At 73.4% G+C, this 21,641-nt stretch carries 22 protein-coding genes; 9 read left to right on the top strand and 13 right to left on the bottom strand.

Annotated elements, in window-relative coordinates:
* From ACH5AR_RS15830 to ACH5AR_RS15840, 3 genes are all read right to left on the bottom strand, one after another.
* A partial coding sequence (locus ACH5AR_RS15830) for a hypothetical protein (protein ID WP_396301975.1) occupies positions 1 to 309 on the bottom strand: 309 nt, incomplete at its 3' end.
* A 267-nt stretch (positions 310 to 576) separates the two neighbouring features.
* The gene (locus ACH5AR_RS15835) at positions 577 to 2,298 is read right to left on the bottom strand and encodes an insecticidal delta-endotoxin Cry8Ea1 family protein (RefSeq protein ID WP_396301976.1); all 1,722 of its coding nucleotides are present in this window, start codon (positions 2,296 to 2,298) and stop codon (positions 577 to 579) included.
* A gap of 345 nt (positions 2,299 to 2,643) precedes the next feature.
* The gene (locus ACH5AR_RS15840; RefSeq protein WP_396301977.1) at positions 2,644 to 3,360 is read right to left on the bottom strand and encodes a flavodoxin family protein; all 717 of its coding nucleotides are present in this window, start codon (positions 3,358 to 3,360) and stop codon (positions 2,644 to 2,646) included.
* Between the two features lie 266 nt (positions 3,361 to 3,626).
* Here ACH5AR_RS15840 and ACH5AR_RS15845 point away from each other — a divergent pair, with 266 nt between their 5' ends.
* The 3 genes from ACH5AR_RS15845 to ACH5AR_RS15855 are packed head-to-tail and all read left to right on the top strand — an operon-like array spanning position 3,627 to position 6,665.
* Positions 3,627 to 4,916, top strand: coding sequence for an extracellular solute-binding protein (locus ACH5AR_RS15845; RefSeq protein WP_396301978.1), 1,290 nt, complete (start codon positions 3,627 to 3,629; stop codon positions 4,914 to 4,916).
* The gene (locus ACH5AR_RS15850) at positions 4,906 to 5,844 is read left to right on the top strand and encodes a carbohydrate ABC transporter permease (RefSeq protein ID WP_396301979.1); all 939 of its coding nucleotides are present in this window, start codon (positions 4,906 to 4,908) and stop codon (positions 5,842 to 5,844) included. The genes ACH5AR_RS15845 and ACH5AR_RS15850 overlap by 11 nt, the downstream gene beginning before the upstream one ends.
* Positions 5,841 to 6,665, top strand: a complete 825-nt coding sequence (locus ACH5AR_RS15855; protein WP_396301980.1) for a carbohydrate ABC transporter permease — start codon at positions 5,841 to 5,843, stop codon at positions 6,663 to 6,665. The genes ACH5AR_RS15850 and ACH5AR_RS15855 overlap by 4 nt, the downstream gene beginning before the upstream one ends.
* 140 nt (positions 6,666 to 6,805) lie before the next feature.
* Here ACH5AR_RS15855 and ACH5AR_RS15860 read toward each other — a convergent pair whose 3' ends face one another.
* Positions 6,806 to 6,979, bottom strand: coding sequence for a hypothetical protein (locus ACH5AR_RS15860; protein ID WP_396301981.1), 174 nt, complete (start codon positions 6,977 to 6,979; stop codon positions 6,806 to 6,808).
* A gap of 51 nt (positions 6,980 to 7,030) precedes the next feature.
* Here ACH5AR_RS15860 and ACH5AR_RS15865 point away from each other — a divergent pair, with 51 nt between their 5' ends.
* Both ACH5AR_RS15865 and ACH5AR_RS15870 read left to right on the top strand, forming a co-directional pair.
* On the top strand, positions 7,031 to 7,657 hold the full coding sequence (locus ACH5AR_RS15865; RefSeq protein WP_396301982.1) for a hypothetical protein: 627 nt from the start codon (positions 7,031 to 7,033) through the stop codon (positions 7,655 to 7,657).
* 197 nt (positions 7,658 to 7,854) lie between these two features.
* Complete coding sequence (locus ACH5AR_RS15870) at positions 7,855 to 8,775, top strand: transglutaminase-like domain-containing protein (protein ID WP_396301983.1); 921 nt, start codon at positions 7,855 to 7,857, stop codon at positions 8,773 to 8,775.
* 57 nt (positions 8,776 to 8,832) lie between these two features.
* Here the strand turns inward: ACH5AR_RS15870 and ACH5AR_RS15875 are convergent, their stop codons facing one another.
* The 3 genes from ACH5AR_RS15875 to ACH5AR_RS15885 form a co-directional block, all read right to left on the bottom strand.
* Positions 8,833 to 10,032 (bottom strand): cytochrome P450, encoded by a 1,200-nt coding sequence (locus ACH5AR_RS15875; protein ID WP_396301984.1) that lies wholly within the window; start codon positions 10,030 to 10,032, stop codon positions 8,833 to 8,835.
* A gap of 123 nt (positions 10,033 to 10,155) precedes the next feature.
* The gene (locus ACH5AR_RS15880) at positions 10,156 to 11,154 is read right to left on the bottom strand and encodes a pentalenene synthase (RefSeq protein ID WP_396301985.1); all 999 of its coding nucleotides are present in this window, start codon (positions 11,152 to 11,154) and stop codon (positions 10,156 to 10,158) included.
* A 123-nt stretch (positions 11,155 to 11,277) separates the two neighbouring features.
* Positions 11,278 to 12,648 (bottom strand): cytochrome P450, encoded by a 1,371-nt coding sequence (locus ACH5AR_RS15885; protein WP_396301986.1) that lies wholly within the window; start codon positions 12,646 to 12,648, stop codon positions 11,278 to 11,280.
* 264 nt (positions 12,649 to 12,912) lie between these two features.
* On the opposite strand from ACH5AR_RS15885, the gene ACH5AR_RS15890 reads away from it, so the two are divergent.
* Positions 12,913 to 14,343, top strand: a complete 1,431-nt coding sequence (locus ACH5AR_RS15890) for a pyridoxal phosphate-dependent decarboxylase family protein (protein WP_396301987.1) — start codon at positions 12,913 to 12,915, stop codon at positions 14,341 to 14,343.
* Positions 14,344 to 14,402: 59 nt separating this feature from the next.
* Here ACH5AR_RS15890 and ACH5AR_RS15895 read toward each other — a convergent pair whose 3' ends face one another.
* A complete protein-coding gene (locus ACH5AR_RS15895; RefSeq protein WP_396301988.1) occupies positions 14,403 to 14,906 on the bottom strand; it encodes a DinB family protein in 504 nt (167 codons plus the stop codon).
* A 70-nt stretch (positions 14,907 to 14,976) separates the two neighbouring features.
* Positions 14,977 to 15,423, bottom strand: coding sequence for a hypothetical protein (locus ACH5AR_RS15900; RefSeq protein WP_396301989.1), 447 nt, complete (start codon positions 15,421 to 15,423; stop codon positions 14,977 to 14,979).
* A gap of 209 nt (positions 15,424 to 15,632) precedes the next feature.
* Here ACH5AR_RS15900 and ACH5AR_RS15905 point away from each other — a divergent pair, with 209 nt between their 5' ends.
* Complete coding sequence (locus ACH5AR_RS15905) at positions 15,633 to 16,061, top strand: PPOX class F420-dependent oxidoreductase (RefSeq protein ID WP_396301990.1); 429 nt, start codon at positions 15,633 to 15,635, stop codon at positions 16,059 to 16,061.
* 75 nt (positions 16,062 to 16,136) lie between these two features.
* Here the strand turns inward: ACH5AR_RS15905 and ACH5AR_RS15910 are convergent, their stop codons facing one another.
* The 4 genes from ACH5AR_RS15910 to ACH5AR_RS15925 form a co-directional block, all read right to left on the bottom strand.
* Positions 16,137 to 16,928 (bottom strand): putative protein N(5)-glutamine methyltransferase, encoded by a 792-nt coding sequence (locus ACH5AR_RS15910; RefSeq protein ID WP_396301991.1) that lies wholly within the window; start codon positions 16,926 to 16,928, stop codon positions 16,137 to 16,139.
* A 927-nt stretch (positions 16,929 to 17,855) separates the two neighbouring features.
* Complete coding sequence (locus ACH5AR_RS15915) at positions 17,856 to 18,614, bottom strand: TetR family transcriptional regulator (RefSeq protein WP_396301992.1); 759 nt, start codon at positions 18,612 to 18,614, stop codon at positions 17,856 to 17,858.
* Positions 18,615 to 18,690: 76 nt separating this feature from the next.
* The gene (locus ACH5AR_RS15920; RefSeq protein ID WP_396301993.1) at positions 18,691 to 19,611 is read right to left on the bottom strand and encodes a BTAD domain-containing putative transcriptional regulator; all 921 of its coding nucleotides are present in this window, start codon (positions 19,609 to 19,611) and stop codon (positions 18,691 to 18,693) included.
* A 341-nt stretch (positions 19,612 to 19,952) separates the two neighbouring features.
* Complete coding sequence (locus ACH5AR_RS15925) at positions 19,953 to 20,696, bottom strand: ScbR family autoregulator-binding transcription factor (protein ID WP_396301994.1); 744 nt, start codon at positions 20,694 to 20,696, stop codon at positions 19,953 to 19,955.
* A 313-nt stretch (positions 20,697 to 21,009) separates the two neighbouring features.
* Here ACH5AR_RS15925 and ACH5AR_RS15930 point away from each other — a divergent pair, with 313 nt between their 5' ends.
* Positions 21,010 to 21,252, top strand: a complete 243-nt coding sequence (locus ACH5AR_RS15930; RefSeq protein ID WP_396301995.1) for a plasmid mobilization protein — start codon at positions 21,010 to 21,012, stop codon at positions 21,250 to 21,252.
* Positions 21,249 to 21,620 carry a fic family toxin-antitoxin system, toxin component gene (locus ACH5AR_RS15935; protein WP_396301996.1) on the top strand — a complete coding sequence of 124 codons (372 nt, stop codon included), beginning with the start codon at positions 21,249 to 21,251 and terminating at the stop codon, positions 21,618 to 21,620. The genes ACH5AR_RS15930 and ACH5AR_RS15935 overlap by 4 nt, the downstream gene beginning before the upstream one ends.
* Positions 21,621 to 21,641 lie beyond the last annotated feature (21 nt).

The following is a 21,641-nucleotide window of genomic DNA, read 5'->3' on the forward strand; positions in this document are numbered from 1 at the left end:
CTCTACGACGCCGCGTACTTCGCCCTCGCCCCGAGCAGCGCCCCGGGCCGTTTCCGCTACGGCGTCGCCCACCGGCTCGGTCCCGTCCTGCCGGTGCCGGTCGCCGCGCTGGAGCGCGAGACGCTGCGCCGCCGCGACCTGCTGCACCGCATCTGGCCCGACCCGCGCCCCGACCACGCGCCGCTGGTGCGGACGTACGCCGCCGCCGCGCCCCGGCTCACCGCCCGTCAGCAGACCCTGCTGGACCGGATCGACGGCACCCGCACCGCCGCCGATCTGGCCCGGCAGCTGGGCCGGCAGGCGTTCCACACGCTCGTGGACGTACGGCGCCTGGCGGCGGCCGGAGTGATCGCGCCGCGCCCGGCGCCCGGACCGGCGACACCGGACGCGGCACCGGACACCTGCCCCGCCGAGCCCACCGGAACCGTCGCGCCCACCGGAACCGCCGCGCCCGTCACCGCGACCGCGCCGCACCCCGGCCTCGCCGCCCCGCACCCCGGCCCCCCCCCGCCGCCCGCCCGGGCAAGCGGTGCCCGGACCCGAACTGTCGTCCGGCCGACCCGGAGGCTGAGGACGTCACTCTGCAGGCGGGGCACCGGCGGGCAGGATCAGCCAGTGGTCCTCCCCCAGGGCGGAGGCGACGTCAACCCCCGGCGCGACAAGGGCGAAGGTACCGTCGTCTTGATCTTCCAGGACCCAGCAGGTGGGCAGTGTTCCGGACTCGGCGCGCTCCATGGAGATCTCGCCTCCCCGCGCGCACAGGGCTTCGCCAGTCGCACGGTTGAGGATGTGCCAGCCCGGCGGTTGTTCGGCCGGAACGAACTCCCAGTACCGGCCGTCGTCACCAGTGGCAGCCTCTTGCAGTCCGGCCCTCGGGGGCGAGTCGGGACGGCGCCGGCCTTGCTGGAGCACCTTCCCCGTGCTCACGGAGTAGATTTCGTAGATTTCTCCGCGGTTGGGCGATGGCTTTTCCGGGTTGATGTAGTCGGAGTCAGGCTTGAAGGTGAAAATGGTTCGACCGCAGCCCCATTGACGCGGAGCCCCTGCTACGTCGCGAAGGTGGTGGCCGGCAATGTTGAATTTGTTGATATGTACATGCTTGAGCCCGTAGGAGGTTTCCTGCTTCTGACCCCGGATCGTGTACCCCAGGCCTCCGAGGTTGTAACCGTCGAGCCCGTATACGGACAGATGGGTGATGTCTTTTCCCGTGGGGCTGTAGTGCCAGAACCTCCCCTCGTTGTCATCCGACCCCGCAGCCTTCCGCTCGGCGCCGTTGTGCGACACGACGATGCCGTAAACGAAATACCCGCCGCCATTTCCTACGTTGAGCTTGAGGTAGTCCAGACTGTAGGGGTCTCCCTCATCGAGCGCCATCGGGAACCTCTTCTCCGTGAACCAGCCGGAGATGTCACCGCTGGAACCGATCGGGCCCAGGTGGAGGCATCGCTTTCTCTCCACCTTTTCGACCTTGTGGTCCGGGTCGCTGAGAGCGGGCCACATCGTCGCGTAGTCGACCGCTGCCAGGTACATCGTCCGCTGGTATTCGAGGGCGTACCACCAGCTCTTGTCCCTCATTTTCATTGCGCCGGTCCAGTACGCGTTGTACACGTGCGCCGCATACACCCCACCCGTGGAGTTGGGCCCTCCGGCGGGCAGGGTCGCGCTCCCCGCGTACTTCTTGAGTGCATCCTTGGCGTCCTTCACGTCCTCGCTGGAGAAGCCCAGGGTCTCGGCATTATGGACCATGTCGCGCATCAGCAGGATATGCATGTTCGCGTACTGAGCGAGAAGGGGGAGCGTTTTCCATGGCTCGTTGGATTCTTCCGTGAACCAGCCGCCCTTTGTGTTGATGAGATTGATAGCGTACTTGTACTTCTCCCGCCCCTTCCCCTTCTGATGCTCGCCCTGTTGGGCCTTAGCCGCCCATTCCTTGTACTCGTTGACGGCGCGTCGAACCTCGTCGAGTTGACCGGCGACAATACGGCGCCAGAGGCCATCGATCTCCTGCGCGATGATGGCCTTGATCTTCGCCAGAAGCTCCTCCAGAGGCCTGCTGTTGGCGCCACCACCGGTAGGCCAGATCTTTCGGAGGACGATCGAAGCGATCAGGCCCAGGTAGGTGCCGACGCCGGGCACCTGTCCGGCGGCCCAGCAGATGAGCTGCTTGAGGATTTCCTGATCCTCTGTCGTCGGATTTGTGAAGCCAAACGGACTGTTAATCTCCGCACTCGGTGTCAGGACGACGCCGGCGGGATCGACCAACTCACTGCTTCGGCTCTGAGAAGTCTCCTGTTTCATAATCTCCAACCTCGTTCGAGCGAAAGGAAGGGGGCCGGGCTCTTGCCGAGGCTAGAGATCCCGCCGGAGACCCGCCCGAAACGACGGACTGCCACCAGTCACCTGAACCACCCAGCAATCGGAGCAGAACGGGCGGGGGTGGCGGCAGGCCTACGGCGCCGCTGCCCCGCCGCCACCCCGCTCGCGCACCACCCGCCACCAGGCCCTCGAACTACCGCATCCGCAGCCCCGTGAACGTCTCCAGGCGGACCGGCTCAACCCGAAGCACCCCACCCATGCCGGAGAGATGCCCTTCCCCGGCCTACGGCAACAAGCTTCGGCTCCGGGCACGACGGAGCTATCGGTTCACCGGTGCTCGGGGTTCTCGAAGTCGAAGCGGCAGCCGGCGTCCCACTCCGAGCGCTGGTTGCCGTGGGCCGGAATGCCGCCGGCGTCCTTGAGCATCCGGGCCAGGTGCAGCTGGTTCCAGGTCATGAAGGTGGCGTTGCGGTTGGTGAAGTCGTTCTCCGGCCCGCCCGAGCCCGGGTCCAGGTAGGACGGCCCGGGGCCCGCCTCCCCCACCCAGCCGGCGTCGGCCTGCGGCGGGATGGTGTAGCCCAGGTGCTGGAGGCTGTAGAGCACGTTCATCGCGCAGTGCTTGGCGCCGTCCTCGTTCCCGGTGATCAGACAGCCGCCGACCCGACCGTAGTAGGCGTACTGGCCCTCGGAGTTGAGGATCGACGAGCAGGCGTAGAGCCGCTCGATCACCTTCTTCATCACCGACGAGTTGTCCCCCAGCCAGACCGGGCCGGCCAGGGTGAGGATGTCGGCGGCCATGACCTGGGAGTAGACCACCGGCCACTCGTCGGTCTCCCAGCCGTGCTCGGTCATGTCCGGCCAGACGCCCGTGGCGATGTCGAGGTCGACGGCGCGCAGGACGTCGACGGCGACGCCCTGGCGCTCCAGGATGCCGGTGCTGAGGTCGATCAGGCCCTGGGTGTGGCTGCGCTCCGGGGAGCGCTTGAGGGTGCAGTTGATCACCAGGGCGCGCAGGTCGGTGTACGTCGTCGTCGGGTCCGGCACCGCTTCCTCCTGAGTGGGCACGGGAGGCCGGTCGGTCGGCGGACTCCCCCCGCCCAGCCCACCAGCCGGACGGCGCGGGCGCGCGCCGGGCTGGGCCGCCGGCCTGACCGGGTTGGACCGAACGGGCGGTCGGGGACGGCCGCCGGGGACGGCGCCACCCCGGCCCCACCGGGCGTCGCCTTCCGGTCGAATGTCGGCGACCGTGCTCGCCGCACATGCCCGACGGGTAGTCAGAAAGGTACCCCCACCGAGAACTTGGAGACTCCATGGCCATTCGCGCGCGCTTTCGCCCCCCGGTCCTCGCGTTTCTGCTGTCCCTGGCCGTGGCCGGATGCGGTTCCGGAGCGGGGAACGGCGCGGCGGGCGGCGGCAGGCTGACGGTCTGGCTGGCGGTGGACGCCCAGGAGAGTTGGCCGGAATTGGTCCAGTCCACTAATGAGCGCTTCGCCAAGGCCCACCCCGGGGTCGAGGTCGAGGTCCAGTACCAGCAGTGGACGACGAAGAACCAGAAGCTGGACGCCGTGCTCGCCGGCCGCAACGTGCCCGACGTGGTGGAGATGGGCAACAGCGAGACCACCAACTACATCGTCAACGGCGCCTTCGCCCCCCTCGACCCGGCCCGCTACGACCAGTCCGAGGCCTGGCTGCCGGCGCTCGCCGACGCCTGCCGCGCGAACGGCAGGACCTACTGCGTGCCCTACTACGTCGGAGCCCGGGTCGGCGTCTACCGCACCGACTACTTCGCCCGCGCCGGCGTGCCGGACGCGCCACGGACGTACCCCGAACTCCTCTCCGCCTTCGACCGCCTGAAGGCGACCTACGGCCCCGAGGACCCGAACTTCTCGGCCCTCTACATGCCCGGCCGCTACTGGAACGCGGCCATGGCCTTCGTGAAGGACGCCGGCGGCGAGATCGCGGTGAAGGACGGCGACCGCTGGAAGGCCTCGCTCTCCTCGCCGCAGTCCGTCGCCGGGCTCACCGAGTGGAAGCGGCTGATCGACACGTACTACGTCGGCGACCGTGCGAAGGACAACGGCGACCAGCCGGGCGTCGTCGGCCAGGGCCACGTGGGCGTGTTCTACGGCAACACCTGGGAGGCCGACGCCGCCGCCGACGAGCGCTCCGGCGGGGACCCGAAGCTCAAGGGCAGGTTCGCCACCTTCGCCTTCCCCGGCCCGTCCGGCAAACTCCTCCCGCCGTTCCTCGGCGGCTCCACCCTGGCCGTGCCGGCCAAGTCCACCCGCAAGGAGCTGGCCGCCGACTGGATCAGGACGTTCACCGACCGGGAGTCGCAGAAGGCGCTGATCGCCGCGAACACCCTGCCCAACAACACCGCCCAGCTGGCCGAGGTCGCCGCCGGCGGCATCAACGGGCCCGCCGCCCAGGCGGCGGCCACCGGGGGCTGGATGACCCCCTTCGCGCCCGGGTGGACGTCCGCGGAGAAGTCCAACATCCTGCCCGAGATGCTGGAGCGGATCGCCAACGGCAAGGCGTCGGTCCAGGACGCCGCGCGGGAGGCGGACCGGCGGATCGACGAAGTGATCAATGAGCGCTGACCCGGGCCGGCGGCGCCGCCGTCTCCTGCTGTCGCTCCTGCCGCCGCACCTGCTGCCCTACCTGCTGATCGCCCCGACCGTCCTCGCGCTCGTCCTGGTGCTCGGCTACCCGCTCGCGGACATGGCCGTCCTCGCCTTCCAGGACATGACCCGCGAGCAGCTGTTCAGCGGCGCGGCACCGCCCTGGGCCGGTCTGGAGCAGTTCCGCCGGATCCTCAGTGACGGCTTCTTCTGGACGGTGGTGCTGCGCACCGTGCTCTTCACCGCGGCCTCGGTCGTCCTCACGGTGGTCTGCGGAACGGCGGTCGCGCTGCTGACGCACCGCGTCTCCCCCTGGGTGCGCGCCGTCGTCTCCGGCGTGCTGGTCACGGTGTGGGCGATGCCGGTCATGGTCGCCGGGGCGGTCTTCCGCTGGCTCTTCGACGCCGACTACGGGGTGGTGAACTGGCTGCTCTCCCGGCTCCCCGGGGTGGACCTGGCCCGGCACAACTGGTTCACCGAGCCCTTGCAGGGCTTCGCCGTCATCGTCGCGGTCGTGGTGTGGGGCTCGCTGCCGTTCGCCGCCGTCACCCTGCGGGCCGCGCTGGCGCAGGTGCCGCCCGAGCTGGAGGAGTCCGCGGTGCTCGACGGCGCCCGGCCGTTCCAGGTCTTCCGGCACGTCACCCTCCCGGTGATCAGACCGGTCCTGCTGATGGTCACCACGCTGATGGCGATCTGGAACTCCGGCACGTTCAACCAGATCTGGATCATGCGCGGCGGCCAGCCCGAGCGCGAGTACTACCTGCTGGGCGTCTACTCCTTCATCGAGTCCTTCGCGGTGAACCGGTACAGCACCGGGGCCGCGATCGCGCTCGTCACGGTCGTGCTGCTGCTCGCCGGCTCGGTCGTGTACCTGCGCCGGATGCTCAGGACGGGAGAGGTCGAATGAGACGGCGGCGTTCGCTGCGCCACGACCTGCTCGGCCTGCTCGTCGCCGCGGTGGTCGGGTTCCCGGTCTACTGGATGGTGCTCACGGCGTTCCGGCCAGCCACCGAAGTCCTCAGCCTGCCGCCGAGGTTCTGGCCGGGCCGGCCCACGCTGGGCAACTTCGCCAGGGCGCTGGGCTCGGAGACCTTCTGGGCCAACGTCCGCTCCAGCGCCGTCATCGGCCTCGGCACCGTCCTGGTGTCCCTGGTCGTGGGCGTCCTCGCCGCCTTCGCGCTCGCCCGTTTCCGCTTCGCCGGGCGCAGGGCCTTCGTCATGGTGATCCTCGTCGTCCAGATGGTCCCGCTGACGGCGCTGATCATCCCGGTCTACCTGCTGCTGAACGACGTCGGGATGACCGACAGCCTCGGCGGAGTGGTCCTCACCTACCTGGTGTTCACGCTGCCCTTCACGGTGTGGATGCTGCGCGGCTTCATCGCCGGGATCCCCGTGGAGCTCGAGGAGGCGGCCATGGTCGACGGCTGCGGCCGCCTCGGCGCGTTCCGCCGGGTGGTGCTCCCGCTGCTCGCGCCCGGCATCGTCGCCACCTCCGTCTTCGCGCTCGTCCAGGCCTGGAACGAGTACGTCCTCGTCTACGTCCTGCTGTCCAGCCCGGACAAGCAGACGGTCAGCATCTGGCTGGTCTCCTTCCAGACCAGCTTCGGGACCGACTACGGCGGCCTGATGGCGGGCGCCACGCTGACCGCGCTGCCCGTCGTGGTGTTCTTCCTCGTCGTCCAGCGCCGGATCGCCTCCGGCCTCGCCGTCGGCGCGGTGAAGGGCTGAGCCTTCGGACGGGGTCGAGGGATCAGCCCTCGAAAGCGCGCGACCCACCCGGCAGCCCCCACCACCCGGCAGCCCACCGCCCGGCAGCCCCGGCGCGGCCCACCCCGGCGGGGCCCGGCAGCCCGCCGGGCCCCGCCGCCTCAGGAGCCCCCGGCGCGGCGGACGACGAGCATGTCCTGGATGTGGCCGATCTCGTAGCCGCCGCCGGGACGCGCGAAGTGCTCCCGGCCGTAGGCGGTCAGCGCGCTGCGGGAGGAGCGGGGGTCCAGGGCCGCGAGGTCGGCGACGTTGACCATGAACTCGGCGACGTCCACCGCCTCGGCGAGGCCGGGCGTGCGGTAGCGGAGGTCGAGGGTCTCCAGGGCGTGGTCGTGCTCCGGATGTGGTCGGTGCTGGCCGCGCGGACCGTCCTGGCGGCGGCCGACGACCCCGGGCGCGACCTCTTCCGGAGCTTCACCGAGACCTGGGCGGCCTGGGACTGGCGCCGGCCCGTCGCCCTCACCGACGCTCCGACGCAGCCCGGCCCGGGGCCGCTCACCGTGCTCACCCCGTCCGCGCCGGTGCGCAGCTGCACCACCCAGGTCGGCCCCGACGTCCGCGACCTGCTCACCGAGGAGCTCTACCGCGCCTGGGAGCTCACGGGCGACCCCTCGGCCGACCCGTGGCCCGCCCTGCTCGCCGCTCCCCCGCTGCACCGCCGGCACGCCGCGTGGGCCGTGGTCGGCACCGACGAGGGGGCGCTCGGCCTCGTCAGGGGCCGCCTCCGCGCCCTGCTGACGGCCCTGGAGGAGGCCGGGGCCACCGGGCTGCACGCCTGGCCCCACCCGTACCGGACGGCCGACGGCCGCGTCCACCTCCCGATCGGCCTCGGCCCTGACCCGCTCCCCGCCGCCCGGCTCGCCCCGGTCGGCGAGGCGTGGTCCCGCACCCTGCCCGGCGGCGTGCGGGTCGCGCACGCCGAGGGCGGCGCCGTCCCCACTCCGAGCCGCTGAACCGCCCCGGCCCGCGGGACCGCCCGCGCCACCCAGCCGGACCGCCCCGACGGACCGCCCCGACGGACGGAACCGTCCGAACGATCCCGACCGCCGGGACGGTCCCGAGGAGCCCAACCACCGCCGCCCGTCGGCCTCTTCTGGACAATCGCCCCCAAAATTTGCCACGGTGAGCACCAGCGGCCCAGCCATCGATCATGCGGCCGAAGCCCCATGGGAGTTCCCCCGTGCCCTCCGCCGACTTCCCCGCCTTCTACCTCGGGCAGAGCGTCTTCTCCGACCCCGGCGCCCACCTCCCCCGCTACGCCGACCTCCCCAAGGACCCCGCCCGACTCGCCCGGATCGCCCGCAACCTGATCATCCATCGCCTCGAAGGCCGGATGTTCCACCACCACATCCCGGCGCAGCGGCTCCACCACGACGCCGAGACCCGCTACCTCGACGACATCCTCGGCCTGATCACCGAGCGCGACCCGGCCCCGCTGGGCCACCCCCGCGCGCCCGCCGACCGCTTCGTCGGCGTCTGCCGGGACCTCGCGCTGCTGCACTGCTCCTTCCTCCGCCACGTCGGCGTGCCGGCCCGGCTGCGCTGCGGCTTCGCCGACTACCTCGGCCCGGACGGCTTCCACTGCGACCACGTGGCCACCGAGTACTGGGACGACCGGCGCGGCTGGCTGCTCGCCGACCCGCAGCTGGCCGACCCGAGGGTCGCCGCCGCCTGTCAGGCGGATTTCGACCCGATGGACGTCCCCCGCGACCGCTTCCTGGTGGCCGGCCGGGCCTGGCGCACGGTCCGCGCCGACCGCGCCGCGGCCGCCGCCTTCGGCGTCCACCCGCCCGAGGAGGGCCCGCTGAACGGCGAGTGGTTCGTCGCCCACTCCACCCGGCTGGACCTCGCCGCGCTGAACAAGGTCGAGACCCTGCTCTGGGACACCTGGGGCACCGGCTCCACCAACACGCCCCACGCCCCGTACGACGAGGTCGCCCACCTGACCGTCGGCCCGGTCGACCTCCCGGCCGTCCGCCGCCTCTTCACCGAGCACGACGCGCTGCGCACCCCGAAGACCGTCCTGTCCCTGGCCCCCTTCAACGGCCCCCGCGAGGTGACCCTGCGCTGACCCCCCACCACGCACCCCCGGCCCCGCCCCGACGGGCGGGCCCGCGCCCCCTGCCGGTCACCAGGTGACCGGCAGGGCCTGCACGCCGTAGACCGTCGAGCCCTCCCGGAAGCGCAGCTCGGATTCCGGGACGGCCAGCCGCAGCCCGGGGAAGCGCCGCAGCAGCGCCGGGAGCGCGATCCTCAGCTCCAGCCGGGCCAGTTGCTGCCCGAGGCACTGGTGGGCGCCGAAGCCGAAGGACAGCTGGGCCACCGGGCGGCGGCGCAGGTCGAGGTCGTCGGGGCGGTCCGGGACGAGTTCGGGGTCGCGGTTCGCGGTCAGCGGGGAGAGCAGCACGTGCTCGCCCTCGGCGATCCGGTGGCCGTTGACCTCGACGTCGGCGACGGCCGTGCGCAACAGCGGTGCGGGGATGGCGAGATGGCGCAGCAGCTCCTCCACGGCGGGAGCGGCCGCCTCCGGGTCGTCCCGGAGGGCGGCGAGCTGTTCCGGGTGGCGGAGCAGGGCCGGCACGCTCAGGGCGAGCATGGTCGCGGTGGTCTCGTGCCCGCCGACCAGGAGGGTGGTGCCGAAGCCGACGAGCTCCTCGTCGGTGAGCTCGGCGCCGTGGCGGCGCACCACCTCGCCCAGCACCCCGTCCCCGGGGGCGGCCCGGTTGCGGGCGACGATGCCGGCCATGGCCTCGTTCAACTCGGCGGAAGCCGCGACCAGTTGACCGGCGTCGGCGGTCCCGTCCATGATCACCTGGGCGCAGCGCTGGAACATCGCCCTGGTCCCGTACGGAACGTCGAGCAGTTCGCAGACCACCAGCGAGGGGATCGGCAGGGCGAACGCCTCGACCAGGTCGACGACCGGCCCGTGCTCGGCCATGGCGTCCAGGTGCTCGGAGACGATCGCCTCGATCGCGGGCCGCAGCCCCTCGACCCGGCGGACGGTGAAGCTCCCGGTGAGCATCCGGCGCAGCCGGGCGTGCTCCGGGCCGCTGTAGGCGGGCAGGAAGCCCGGGTGGTTGAACAGGGTGCGCGGCAGCGAGGGGTCGATGCCGTTGCCGGTCGCCAGGCGGTCCTCCGCGAAGGCGGCGCGGACGTCCCCGTACCGGGTGACGACGACGGCGTCGATCTCGCCGCGCACCGGGTGGGACACCCGCAGCCGCGGCAGGCCGTCCTGCTCGCGCATCCGGCGCAGGTCGGGGGACGGGTCGAACGGGCAGGTCCGGTCCCGTTCGGAGGCGACGAAGGACGCCGGGCGGCGGTCGGGCATGGTGCGGGCTCCTCAACGGTGGTCGGTCCCGGGCACGCGGGTCGTGGAACGGTCCAGGGCGTGTCTGACAATTCGCGTCGGACCACGCCGCGCACCCGGCGAGAATTGTCAGACACGCCCTAGCTAGGAGTGCGGGGCGGTCTCCGCGGCGTGGTACCGGGTGGAGGCGTGGTGCCAGTCGTGGGCGCCGCGGAGGGTGGTCTGCAGCGCCTCCGTGCAGTAGCGGTGCAGCAGGTCCCGCTCGGCCGGGGTGAGGTGGTCCGTCGCCGTGGCGCCGAGCAGGGCGCGGTGGGCGCCGGTGAACAGCTCCAGGGCCTCGCCGCGGCGGCGCCGGGCCCGGTCGAGCGCCTCCGCCCGGGAGAGCCCGTGCTCCCGTTCCAGGCAGAGCACCAGGTTGTTCCGCTCGCCGAGGGCCTCGTCCTTCTCCAGCGAGACGATGTCGTTGTCGCAGATGATGAAGGTCTTGGTCATCTCGCGCATGACCGACAGGTGCGGCAGCGCGTACAGGTGGTCGGGCAGGACGCAGGAGGACAGCCGCTCGGCGAGGTCGATGACGGGCGCCACCCCGATGGTGTGGCGCCGCACGCGCAGGTAGTCGCTCAGCGGCAGGGGTATGCCGGTGCCGCGGCTGCGCGCCTCGTGGACGTGGTGGTCGAGGTAGGAGGCCCAGTGCGCGGCCGACCGCCGGATCCAGTCCCCGGGCATGCCGTGGCAGCTGCGCCGCCGCATGTCGGCGAAGGCCGCGGCCAGCGGCAGCGGGGACGCCTCGCCGTGGACACCCTCCCGGACGAGCCCGACGAGGTGGCGGACCCGCTCTGGCGAGCCGCCCCAGCGTTCGTCGAGCGCGTCGTCGAACAGGAAGTACCAGCTCTGCTGGTCGACGCCGATGTCCAGTTCGCTCCCGGTCGCGTTCGGGTAGAACATGGCCGCGATCAGCGGGAACTGGCCCTTGAGGTGGTGGGCCCGCTCCGCCTCCGTGGCCAGGAAGCCGAAGGACTCCGGCCAGGCGAGGTGGCGGTCGTGGGCGGCCCGGTGGTCCGGGCTGATCCGGCGCGGGAAGGGAAGGCTGTCGGGGTCCTGGGCCGCGGGCTCCAGGGCCGGGGGCTCTGCCGTGGATGTCATGGGGCGCACCTCCAGGAACGGGGCCGGTCACTCGGCCGGTCGGTCGGCACATCGGTCGTCCAGCCGGCCAGTCCGTCGGTCAGCCGGTCGGCCGGTCAGTCGGTCAGTCGGTCAGCCGGTCAGTCAGCCAGTCCGTCGGCCGGTCGGCCACGGTGAGACGCGCATCGGCAGCGCGTCCGGCCGGATCAGCGCGTGGGCCACCGGCCGGACGCGGTAGCCGCGAGCCGGGCGCGGTCGCCACCGGGACACGACCGCCCGCAGGACGACCAGCATCTCGGTCATCGCGAAGTGGTCCCCGATGCACCGGCGGTTGCCCAGGGCGAACGGGACGTAGGCGCCCGGGGGCAGGTCCTTCTCGGTGCGGTCGAGCCAGCGGTCCGGGTCGAACCGCAGCGGGTGCGGGTAGTGGGCCGGGTCCCGGTGCATCGCCAGCGCGCTGTAGATCAGTTCGGCGCCCTGCGGGAGGTCGACCCCGCAGACCCGCACCTGCTCCAGGGCTCGCCGCATGAGCAGCCAGCTGGGCTGGTGCAGCCGGAGCACCTCCCGCAGGAAGCGGTCGGTGAACGGCAGTGCGGCCACGCCGGGCGGGGCGTCGGCGGGCAGGGCGTCGCACTCGGCCTTGATCCGGCGGGTGAGTTCCGGGCGCCGGCCGAGCTCGTGGAGGGCCCAGGCCAGAGTGGTGGAGGTGGTCTCGGCACCAGCCATGAGCAGGGACAGCAGCTCGTCGCGGGCCTCGGCGTCGGTCATCCCGTCCGGGTTGCCCGGGGAGGGGGCGAACATGGTCGACAGCAGGTCGCCGCCGCCGGCCGGATCCCGGCGGGCCTGCCGTACGGCGGTGTCCGCGAGGTCGCGCAGCGCGCCGGCCGCGGCCAGGTACCTGCGGTGCCCCAACGCGGGCGAGGAGGCGACGCGCGCGGGCAGCAGGGTGCCCACGAAGACCCCGCGCATCACCGTGGTCAGGTGCTCGGCGACGCGCTCGCCCAGCTCGGCGACGGCGGCGGCACCGTCCGGGCGCCCGGTGCTGAACAGCGTCGCCACGAGCATGGCCGTCATCATCCGGCGCAGCACCAGGTCCATCGCGATCACCTCGTCGGGGCGCCAGGACGACACCTGCTCCTCGGCGATGCCGGTCATCGTGGCGACGCACGCGGCGATTCCGTCCCGGCGGAAGGCCGGCTGGAGGGCGCGCCGCTGACGGAGGTGGACCTCGCGTTCGGAGGTGATGATGCCGTTGCCGATGAAAGGCCGTGCGACGTCGAACAGCAGGCCCTTGCCGAACTTCCGGCTCTGGGTCAGGAGGACCTCGTGGACGGCCTGCGGCGAGTTCAGCACGAAGACCGGCCGATTCCCCAGGAATATCCTGACGATGTCGCCCTGGGCCCGGATCGACTGCAGGAACTCCACCCGTTTCACGGCGAGCTGCGGCAGGTGGCCGAGCAGCGGGACCCTCCCCCGTGCCACGGGCGCCGCCCCGGGAGCGGTGGTGGTACGCACGGCCCTGCACCTCCCTGACATGCGAAAACCTGCCCGAACGGGAACGTTCACTCGATCGCGGTGCACGGTGATCATCGTCCGCCGCCTCCGGAGCGGTCAAGGGACCGGCTGAAATGCGCCGCCGCAGTGGTTTTGAGCCGAACGGCCGAAATTCCCCCACCTCCCGTGGCGTTCCGGGCCACCCGTACCGCATTGGACCGGGACGCCGTCCGGGGCCCGCGGATAGCCTCGCCGCACCGCACGTTCGACCGACGGAGAAGCCCTATGCACCCCGAACTCGCCGACGACCTCGGCCGGTTGCCCGAGCTTCTGGCGGAGGCCCGGCAGCGCGCGCTCGCCTTCCTGGAGGGGCTCGACGAACGCCCCGTGGTCGACCGGGCCCTGCTCGAACAGGCCGTCCCCGGCCGGGGCGCACCGCTCCCCGAGACGGCCGGCGGCACCCGGGCCGCGCTGGTGGAGTTCGCCGAGCGCTGGGAGCCACGGCTGTCGGCGAGCGCCGGGCCGCGCTACTTCGGCTTCGTGACCGGCGGGGTGACGCCCGCCGCGCTCGCCGGCGACTGGCTGACCTCCGCCGTGGACCAGAACTCCAACTCCTCGCTGGACCCGGCCGGCCAGCAGCTGGAGCGGGAGACGGTCGGCTGGCTGCGCGAGCTGTTCGGGCTCTCGGCGGCGCACCACGGCACCTTCGTGAGCGGCGCCACGATGTCGAACACGGTGGGCCTGGCGATCGCCCGCGAATGGCTGGGCGAGCGGCTCGGCGTGGACGTCGCCGAGGACGGGGCCGGCGCGCTGGGGCCGGTCCGGGTGCTGTCGGCCACCGCCCACTCCAGCGTCGCCAAGGCGCTCTCGCTGCTGGGCCTGGGCCGCACGGCGCTGCGGACGGTGCCCGCGCTGCCGGGCCGGGAGGCGGTGGACGTGGCCGCGCTGGAGCGGGAGCTGGCCGGGGCGCCGGGGCCGTGCGTGGTGGTGGCCAACGCCGGGACGGTCAACACCGTCGACTTCGACGACCTGCGCGCGGTCGCGGCGCTGCGCGAGCGGTACGGGTTCTGGCTGCACGTGGACGCCGCGTTCGGCGCCTTCGCCGCGCTGTCGCCGGAGCACGCGGAACTGGTCGCGGGGCTGGACCTCGCCGACTCGGTCTGCGTGGACCTGCACAAGTGGCTCAACGTGCCCTACGACAGCGCCGTGCAGTTCACCCGCCGCCCGGATCTCCAGGCGCGGGTCTTCCGGAACGCCGCCGCCTACCTCGGCCCGGAGCCGGCCTCCGGCCCGGGGCACCCCGGGGACGGGCAGCCCGACCTCGTCCACCTCACGCCGGAGAACTCCCACCGGCTGCGCGCCCTCGCCGCCTGGTTCACCCTGCGGGCGTACGGCCGCTCCGGGCACCGGGAGATCGTCGAGCGCTGCGCGGCCGGCGCCCGGGCGCTCGGCGCGGAGGTGGAGCGGATCGACGGCCTGGAGCTGCTCGCCCCGGTACGGCTGAACGTCGTCTGCTTCTCCCTGACGGCGGACCCGACCCCGCAGCGGCTGGCCGCGCTCGCCGACGCGACGGCCGGCGAGGCCTTCCTCACCCCGACCCGGTACGCGGGGCGGCCCGCGCTGCGCGCGGCGTTCGGCAACTGGCGCACCACCGGGGCGGACGTCCGGCGGACGGCGCGGGCGCTGGCCCGGGCCGTCCGGAAGCTGTCGGCCTGAGCGCCGCACGGAGGCCCGCCGAGGCGAGGGCGGGGCGCGGACGGCCGCGCGGGCGGGCGTCAGCTCCGGTCGTGGTCCCCCGTCCGGCCGTCGATCAGCTCGCGCAGGATGTCCATGTGGCCCGCGTGCCGGGCCGTCTCGGTGGTCAGGTGGATCAGCACCCAGCGCAGCGAGACGGAGTCGCCCCACCAGGAGGTGCCGCGGTCGTCCAGCGCCAGCTCCCGGATCACCTCGTCGGCGCCGGCCCGGGCCCGCGCGTAGAAGGCCAGCACGTCCGCCGTCGACTCGTGCGGCTCCACCCGCATGTCCGAGGATTCGTCGGCCTCGACGTCGAACGGCAGCGGCCCCGTCTCGCGGCCGAAGGTCTGCCGGAACCAGCCGAGTTCGGCGCCGCCGAGGTGCTTCACCAGCCCCAGCAGGCTCGTCCCGGAGGGCGTCATCGGACGGCGCAGCTGCTCGTCGTCCAGCCCCTCCAGCTTCCACAGCACCGCCTCGCGGTGCCGCTCCAGCGCCGCCCGGAGGCTCTCCTTCTCCCCGCCCATGAAGGGCACACGAATGCTCATGCGCGGGACCGTAGCAGCCGGCACCGACAACCGGCCCCGGGGTTCACGCCGGCCCGCCGGCCGGCCGGGCTCAGGGGTGCGGCCCCTGCCCGTACACGCCGCCCGCCTGGTCGGTCAGACCGGCCATGACCTCCGCGTGGGCGAGGTTCATGTACGGCAGCGGGCGCCAGCGGGAGCGGTGGTCGGGGTGGTCGCGGAACGCCGCCGCCGTCACGCAGAGCCGCTCCCACCAGATCATGGCGTCCTGGCGCATCCGCTGCGTCCAGCCGGGCTCGTCGTTGCGGCCATCCAGGACCACCTCCTCCCAGGCCACCAGGACGTCCGAGAGGAAGATGCAGTCGGACGCGGTGACCTGCGCCAGCCGTTCGGCGGCGAACCGGGCCCCGGTCCCCTCGGCCTGGGCCTCGACCAGCTCGCGCAGGCGGGCGGCCAGGAAGGCCTGCAGCGGGGTGACGTCGTCGGTGTGGAGGTCGTCGGCGAACTCCAGCAGTTCCACCTGCTTGCGTACGCGTGCCATCGTGAGGCGTCCCCTCGGTTCGGACGGTGCCCGCTCGCTGACGCACCGTCACCGTTCTCGCCATCGACCCTACCGGCTCGGACCGGACACCGCGGCCGGTTCCCGGACATCCCGCCCCGGCCCCGCCCCGTTCCGTCCCGCGGGTCCTCGTGCCCAACACGCCCGGCAGGCCTTGCCCTCACACCGGTGTGAAGGCCGATGATGCTCCCATGACCGCCACTCCTTTCGACCCGTACGCGCTGCTCGCGCAGAGCCGCCTCGGCATCCTCGCCACCATCAAGGCGGACGGCCGCCCCCAGCTCTCCCCGGTGCTGCCGTTCTACGACCGGGCGGCGAACGCCGTCCTGGTCTCCACCCGGGACGGGCTGGCCAAGACCGCCAACCTGCGCCGCGACCCGCGCGCCAGCCTGGAGGTGACCGCGCCGGACGGCCGCTCCTGGGCCACCGTCGAGGGGGTGGCCACCCTCACCGGGCCGGGCACCGACCCCGAGGGGCCGGAGGTCGAGGCGCTGGTGGACTACTACCGCCGCGCCGCCGGGGAGCACCCGGACTGGGCCGAGTACCGCCGGGTGATGGTCGCCGACCGGCGGGTGCTGCTCACCATCCCGGTCGACCACGTCTACGGCACCCACCTCTGACCGCCGCCGGCCCGGCCACCGCCACGGGGGTGCGGTGGCCGGGCCGTTCCGAACTTCCTTCTCCGGTAAGGGCGTTCAGCCCCGTGTCGCCGTGACGACGGTGGCGTCCAGGTCCTCCTGCCGGCTCTCCGCCGCCGCGAGCCCGGCCGCCCTGGTCGCCGCGAGGGCCTCCGGCGCCTGCCGCTCACTGGTCTCGAACAGCAGCGCTCCGCCGGGGGCCAGCCACCGCGGCACCTCCGCGAGCACCCGCCGCAGCACGTCCAGCCCGTCCGCCCCGCCGTCCAGCGCCGGGCGGGCCTCGTGCAGCCGCGCCTCGGGCGGAAGCAGCCCGAGCTCGCCGGTCGGGACGTACGGGACGTTGGCGATCAGCACGTCCACCCGGCCGCGCAGGTCCGCGGGGAGGGCGGCGAACAGGTCCCCCTCGAAGACCCGCGCCGAGGCGCCGGCCAGGTTGCGCCGGGCGCAGCGGACGGCGGCTGGATCGATGTCCGCCGCGTACAGCTCAACCGGGTACGCGGCCGCGGCCGCCACCGCGGCGCCCAGTGCGCCGCTGCCGCAGCACAGGTCGAGCACCACCGCACCGGGCGAGGTCAGCGCGGTGGCGGCGGCGGCCAGGAACTCGCTGCGGCGGCGCGGGACGAAGACGCCCGGGTCGACGGCGATCCGCAGCCCGGCGAACTCGGCCCAGCCGACGACGTGTTCGAGCGGCCGCCCGGCCGCTCGGGAGCGGACCATGGCGGCGAGGTCGGCGGCCGAGGAGGCCGCGGAGAGCAGGATCCGCGCCTCGTCCTCGGCGAACACGCACCCGGCGGCGCGCAGCCGGGAGGCTACCGAGGAACGGAGGGGGGCAGAGGAGAAGACCGGCAAGAGAACCCCTTGGGGGGAGACGGGAGGGCTGGTTCCGCCAGGGCTCCCGTCAAGGGCCGGCACCGCGTCGGCGCGCCGTCCGCGCTACGCGCGCGAGGCGCCCGCACGGCCGCGCTCCGGGAGCACCCGCTCGGACGTTCCGTTGATGGGTCTCACCTCCCTGAGTCGTGGTCATACTCGGCGTCGGCCACCCTACCGCACCCGCCGGGCAGGGGTGATCGGAATGGTTCCGAAGATCCAGGCCGCACCTCCGGCGGCACGGGGAGGACGAGGACGAGGGCGAGGGCACGAGGCCGGGGGGACGTACCGCCTGGCCCTCGCTCAGGCCGCCGCCCCCGCCCCCGCCCGGCCGCGCCGCTTTCCGGAGCGCGTCCCGGCCACCGGCACGCCGCTGCTCCAGGAGGCCCGGCCCTCACCGGTGCCACCGCCGACCCCCGCCTCCTCGCGGTCGGCTCCGCCTGCCCCACCGGCGGAGCCCCGCCCGGCCCGGGCCGGGCGACCACCCGCTGGCGGCTGCCCCGCCACCGAGGGCCGTTTGGTGCCGCCGCTGAACGCCGTTCCGCTCGGCTACCTGCGGATCCCTGACGCCGCCCGCCCCAGGGGCACGGGCCCAGGGCGGTGGGGACCACACCCGCCCGGGCGGCCCGGGCCACCAGCCGGCCCCGCCGAAGAGCGGCGGCGGGCTGCCGGACACCGGCGCATGCGGTCGGCGCCGCGCGCCGCCGGGCCTGGCCGGCGCCGGGCCGCTGGCGCTCGGCGGCCTGCCGACCGACCGGGTGCGGCGGCGCGCGGCGGGATGCGGCGGGACGCCGATCGGCGGTCGACACCCGCGGGCCCTGCCGTGCGACGACGGGGCGGGCCGCCCCGGTGCCTTCGGGGCCGGGGGGAGGCGGGTGAGCCGGGGCGGGCCGGTGACCGCCGGCCGGTTCAGGCCGGCTGCGGGACCAGCGGCCGGGTGCGGTAGCCGCCTGCCGTCCCCGGGGGGACCAGGCACGGCAGCAGCCAGTCCCACAGCGCGCCGACCCGGCGGGCGCGCTCCCCGGCGGGGCAGCCGTCGGCGAACACCACCTCCAGGCCGCAGGCGGCGGTCACCACCAGGGTTTCCGGACCGGGGCCGCCCGAGCGGTCGCGCAGCTCGCCCGCGCGGCGGGCGGCGGCCAGCAGGTCGCGCACGACCCCGGCCCAGACGCCGTGGAAGCCACGCATCCCGGCGAGGACCGACGGCCGGGGGTCGGCCCCGTCGGGGCGCCGCTCGGCGGTTTCCCGCGCGGCGAGCGCGGTGGCCTGCCCACCGGTCTGCGCGTCGGTCTGCCCACCGGCCTGCCCAACAGCCTGCCCACCGGCCTGCCCGCCGACGTCCTCGCGGCCGAGCCGGAAGGCCGCCCGGACCACCGGGTCCGCTCCGAGCGCGTCGACCAGCCAGTACCCGGCGTCGATCAGGCCCTGGAGCGGAGAGGAGGAGCGCAGCTCCGCGCAGGCCGACCGCAGCGAGTGCTCGGCCTGCTCGGCCACCGCTCTGGCCAGCTCCTCCTTGGAGGCGAAGTGGAAGTACAGCGCCCCCTTCGTCACCCCGGCGGATGCGGCGATCTCGCCGAGGGTGGCACCGGCGTAGCCGCGACGGTCGAACAGTGTCGCCCCCGCCTCCACCAGCCGCCCACGCGTGCGTTCCGACCTCTCCTGGACCACCCGTTCCACAACCCCTCACAACGACAAGCAGGTTCCGACCAGACCACGGCCGTCGCGCGTCGGACGGCCGGCGGATTCAGCCGACCCGGCTGAGCCGGGCCGCCGCCGGGCCCACGGGCACCCCACCGGGTACTCCGGCAGGCACCGCAGCGGGCATTCCGGCGGGCGCTCCGACGGCCATCGCGGCGGGCTCGCGCTCCGCCGGGCGATCCGCCGCACGCTCGGGGCCCGCGAGCAGGATCGAGCGCTGGAGCCGCCGCAGTCCGACCGAGGGCTCCATGCCCAACTCCCGTACCAGGGTGTTCCGCAGGCGCTGGTAGGCCTCCAGGGCCTCGCCGCGGCGCCCGGAGCGGTGCAGCGCGATCATGTACTGGCCGTGCAGGCTCTCGTGGGTGCGGTAGCGGTCCACCAGGACGGTGAGCTCGGCGAGCAGTACCCGGTGCCGCCCCAGGCGCAGGTCCGCCTCGATCCGCTGGTCCAGCGCGCAGAGCCTGGTCTCCTCCAACCGCCTCGCCTCCACGGCCAGTTGGCCGCCGACCGGGACATCCGCGAACGCCGCCCCGCGCCACAGCGCGAGCGCCTCGCCGAGCAGCCGGGCCGCCGCCGGGTAGTCCTCTCCGTCCATCGCCCGGTAGCCGGTGCCGGCCAGCCGCTCGAACTCCCGGAGGTCCGCCAGCCCGCCACCGCTGTTCAGCATGTAGCCGCCCGGCGAGGTCACCAGGACGTCCTTGGCGCAGGACACCCCCTTCTCCGCACCGGCCGTGGCGAGCGCCCGGTCGATGAGATCGCGCAGCTGGAGCACGTACGTCTGCACGGTGGTGCGTGCGCTGCGCGGCGGGCGGCCGGACCACAGCTCGTCGGCCAGCACCCCGGCCGACACCACCTGGTCCGCCCGTAGCGCCAACAGCCCCAGCACCTGCCGCGGCTTCGGCGCCGACGGCACCACCGACACCCCGCACACCCGGACGTCCAGCGCCCCGAGCACCCGAATTTCCACGATGACCACCCCAATCACACGGAACGCCGCAGGCTCCTCCGCCACGGCCGGCACCCGGGTCGACACCCTGGGTCAAGTGGTACCAGTGAAAAACAGGACGCGCGGTTTGTCAATACAAAACCGAACGTGCTGTTTGTTTTGAGGGAAGTGACAGCCAGCCACCGCTCGCCGCAATCCCGTCACACCGCGTGACCGTCGCGCCCGCCTCCGGGCACGCCAAAGGCGGCCACCGGGCCACTTGGCCCCGTCGCCGCCGATGCACCGTCCGTCGATTCGTCCGGGTCCGCCCGGCTTCCGGCGAGCGGGCGGACCAGTGGCCCCCGCCAGGCCGGCCCTCGGGCTCAGCCCACCCCGACGCCCGCCTGCGCCGCGGCCCGCGAAACGGCGCCGTCACTGCCGCCCGCGCCGTCCGGGGCGTCCTGCGCCGCGGCCCCTTCCGCCGCCGCGCGGGCCGCGGCGGCCTCGGCCACCACCTGGGCGCCGCGGGTCGGCCCCATCTGCAACGAGCCCAGCACTCCCGGCACCGCGATGCTCGGCATCAGGTGCTGGTACAGCGCGGACACCCGCGCCTCCAGGTCGGACCGGCCGCACAGCTTCTGGGACTGGATCTGCACCCCCGTCCACGCGGCCACGAGCAGCCACGCGGTGTCCGCCGGCACGACGTGCGGGAGCAGTTCGCCGCGCTCGGCGGCCGCGACCAGCAGCGCCTCGAACCGGCTGATCCAACCGGGGATCGCGCCGCCGCCGAGATCGTCGAAGAGGTCCTGCCCGAGGGACAGCCGGGCCCCCGCGCTGAGCAGCGGGTCGCGCGGCATCAGGTACGCCACGACCATCCCGGTGTCCACGAACTCCTGGAGCTTGCAACTCCGTTCCGGAACCCCGTCTTGGACGAACTGCTCCTCCACCACGCCCTGTGCCAGATCGCGCTTCGAGGCGAAATGGAAATACACCGCGCCCCGTGTCACGCCGGCCCGGGAGACCACCTCACCGATGGTCGCCCCCTCGTACCCGAACTCGTCGAACACCGAAGCCGCCGCCTCCAGGATCAGCCGACGTGTCCGGAGCGCCCGTTCCTGCCGTACCACCGAAACCACCCCGCCCTGAGCTCCCGGAAAACAAAACCAAACACCCCGTATCTTAGCTGCGCCCCACCCACGGGCGACAAGACGATGCCAGGGAATCCCGCCAACCACTCCCCCTCCCCACACCCCGTCAAGCCCCATCGCCCCCTTGACGACCAGACGTCCCGCCTGCCCCGAGAACTCGCCCTCCCGTCCTTCCATCGTTGACTGCCGAAAAACCGAACGAACGGTTTCTTCCGTGCATTCCTCGCTCCCTCCTTCGAGCCGGGACCTCTCAACCTTGTAGCAGCTCCTACCGGCCGCTACGCTCGTCGGCATGAAGCAGCTGAACGTCCGACTGGACGACACCGTGCACGAAGCCCTGGAGCAGCGCGCGGAAGCCGCCGGGATGAGCCTGCCGGACTACGCCCGCAAGGTGCTGGCCGAGGAGGCCGACGAGCGGCGCGAGCGGTTCCTGACCGCCGCCGCGCACTTCGCCCAGGCCTGGGGGCCGGCCTTCGAAGAGGAGTTCGGGCCCTACCCCCGCAGCAGCCGCACGGCCGGGGCGGACGCCGCGTGATCCTCCGGATCGACCGGGCCTGGCTGCTCGACGTCGCCCACCAGTTCCTGCCGAGCGATCCGGACGTCACCGACTACGGCACCCTCGCCGCCGCCGTCGCCCGACACGCCGACACCGTCATGGAGGTCCCGGTGTACGGGGGCGCGCACCAGCGCGCGGCGGCCCTGATGCACCAACTCATCCGCGTCCCGGCCCTGGAGTCCGCCAACGAGCACTTCGCCGCCGTGGTCGCCGCCTCCTACCTCAGCGCCTCCGGGGTGATCGTCACCGCCGAGCCCAAGCAGGCCGTTGACCTGGCCTCCCGCATCCGCGCCGGCACCTCCGACGTCCGGGAGACCGCGGCCGCCATCCGGACCTGGTACCGCTGAGCACCCCCGTCCGCGCCGGGC

The sequence above is a fragment of the Kitasatospora sp. NPDC018619 genome (genome assembly GCF_044391605.1).
In the GTDB taxonomy this organism is placed as follows: domain Bacteria; phylum Actinomycetota; class Actinomycetes; order Streptomycetales; family Streptomycetaceae; genus Kitasatospora.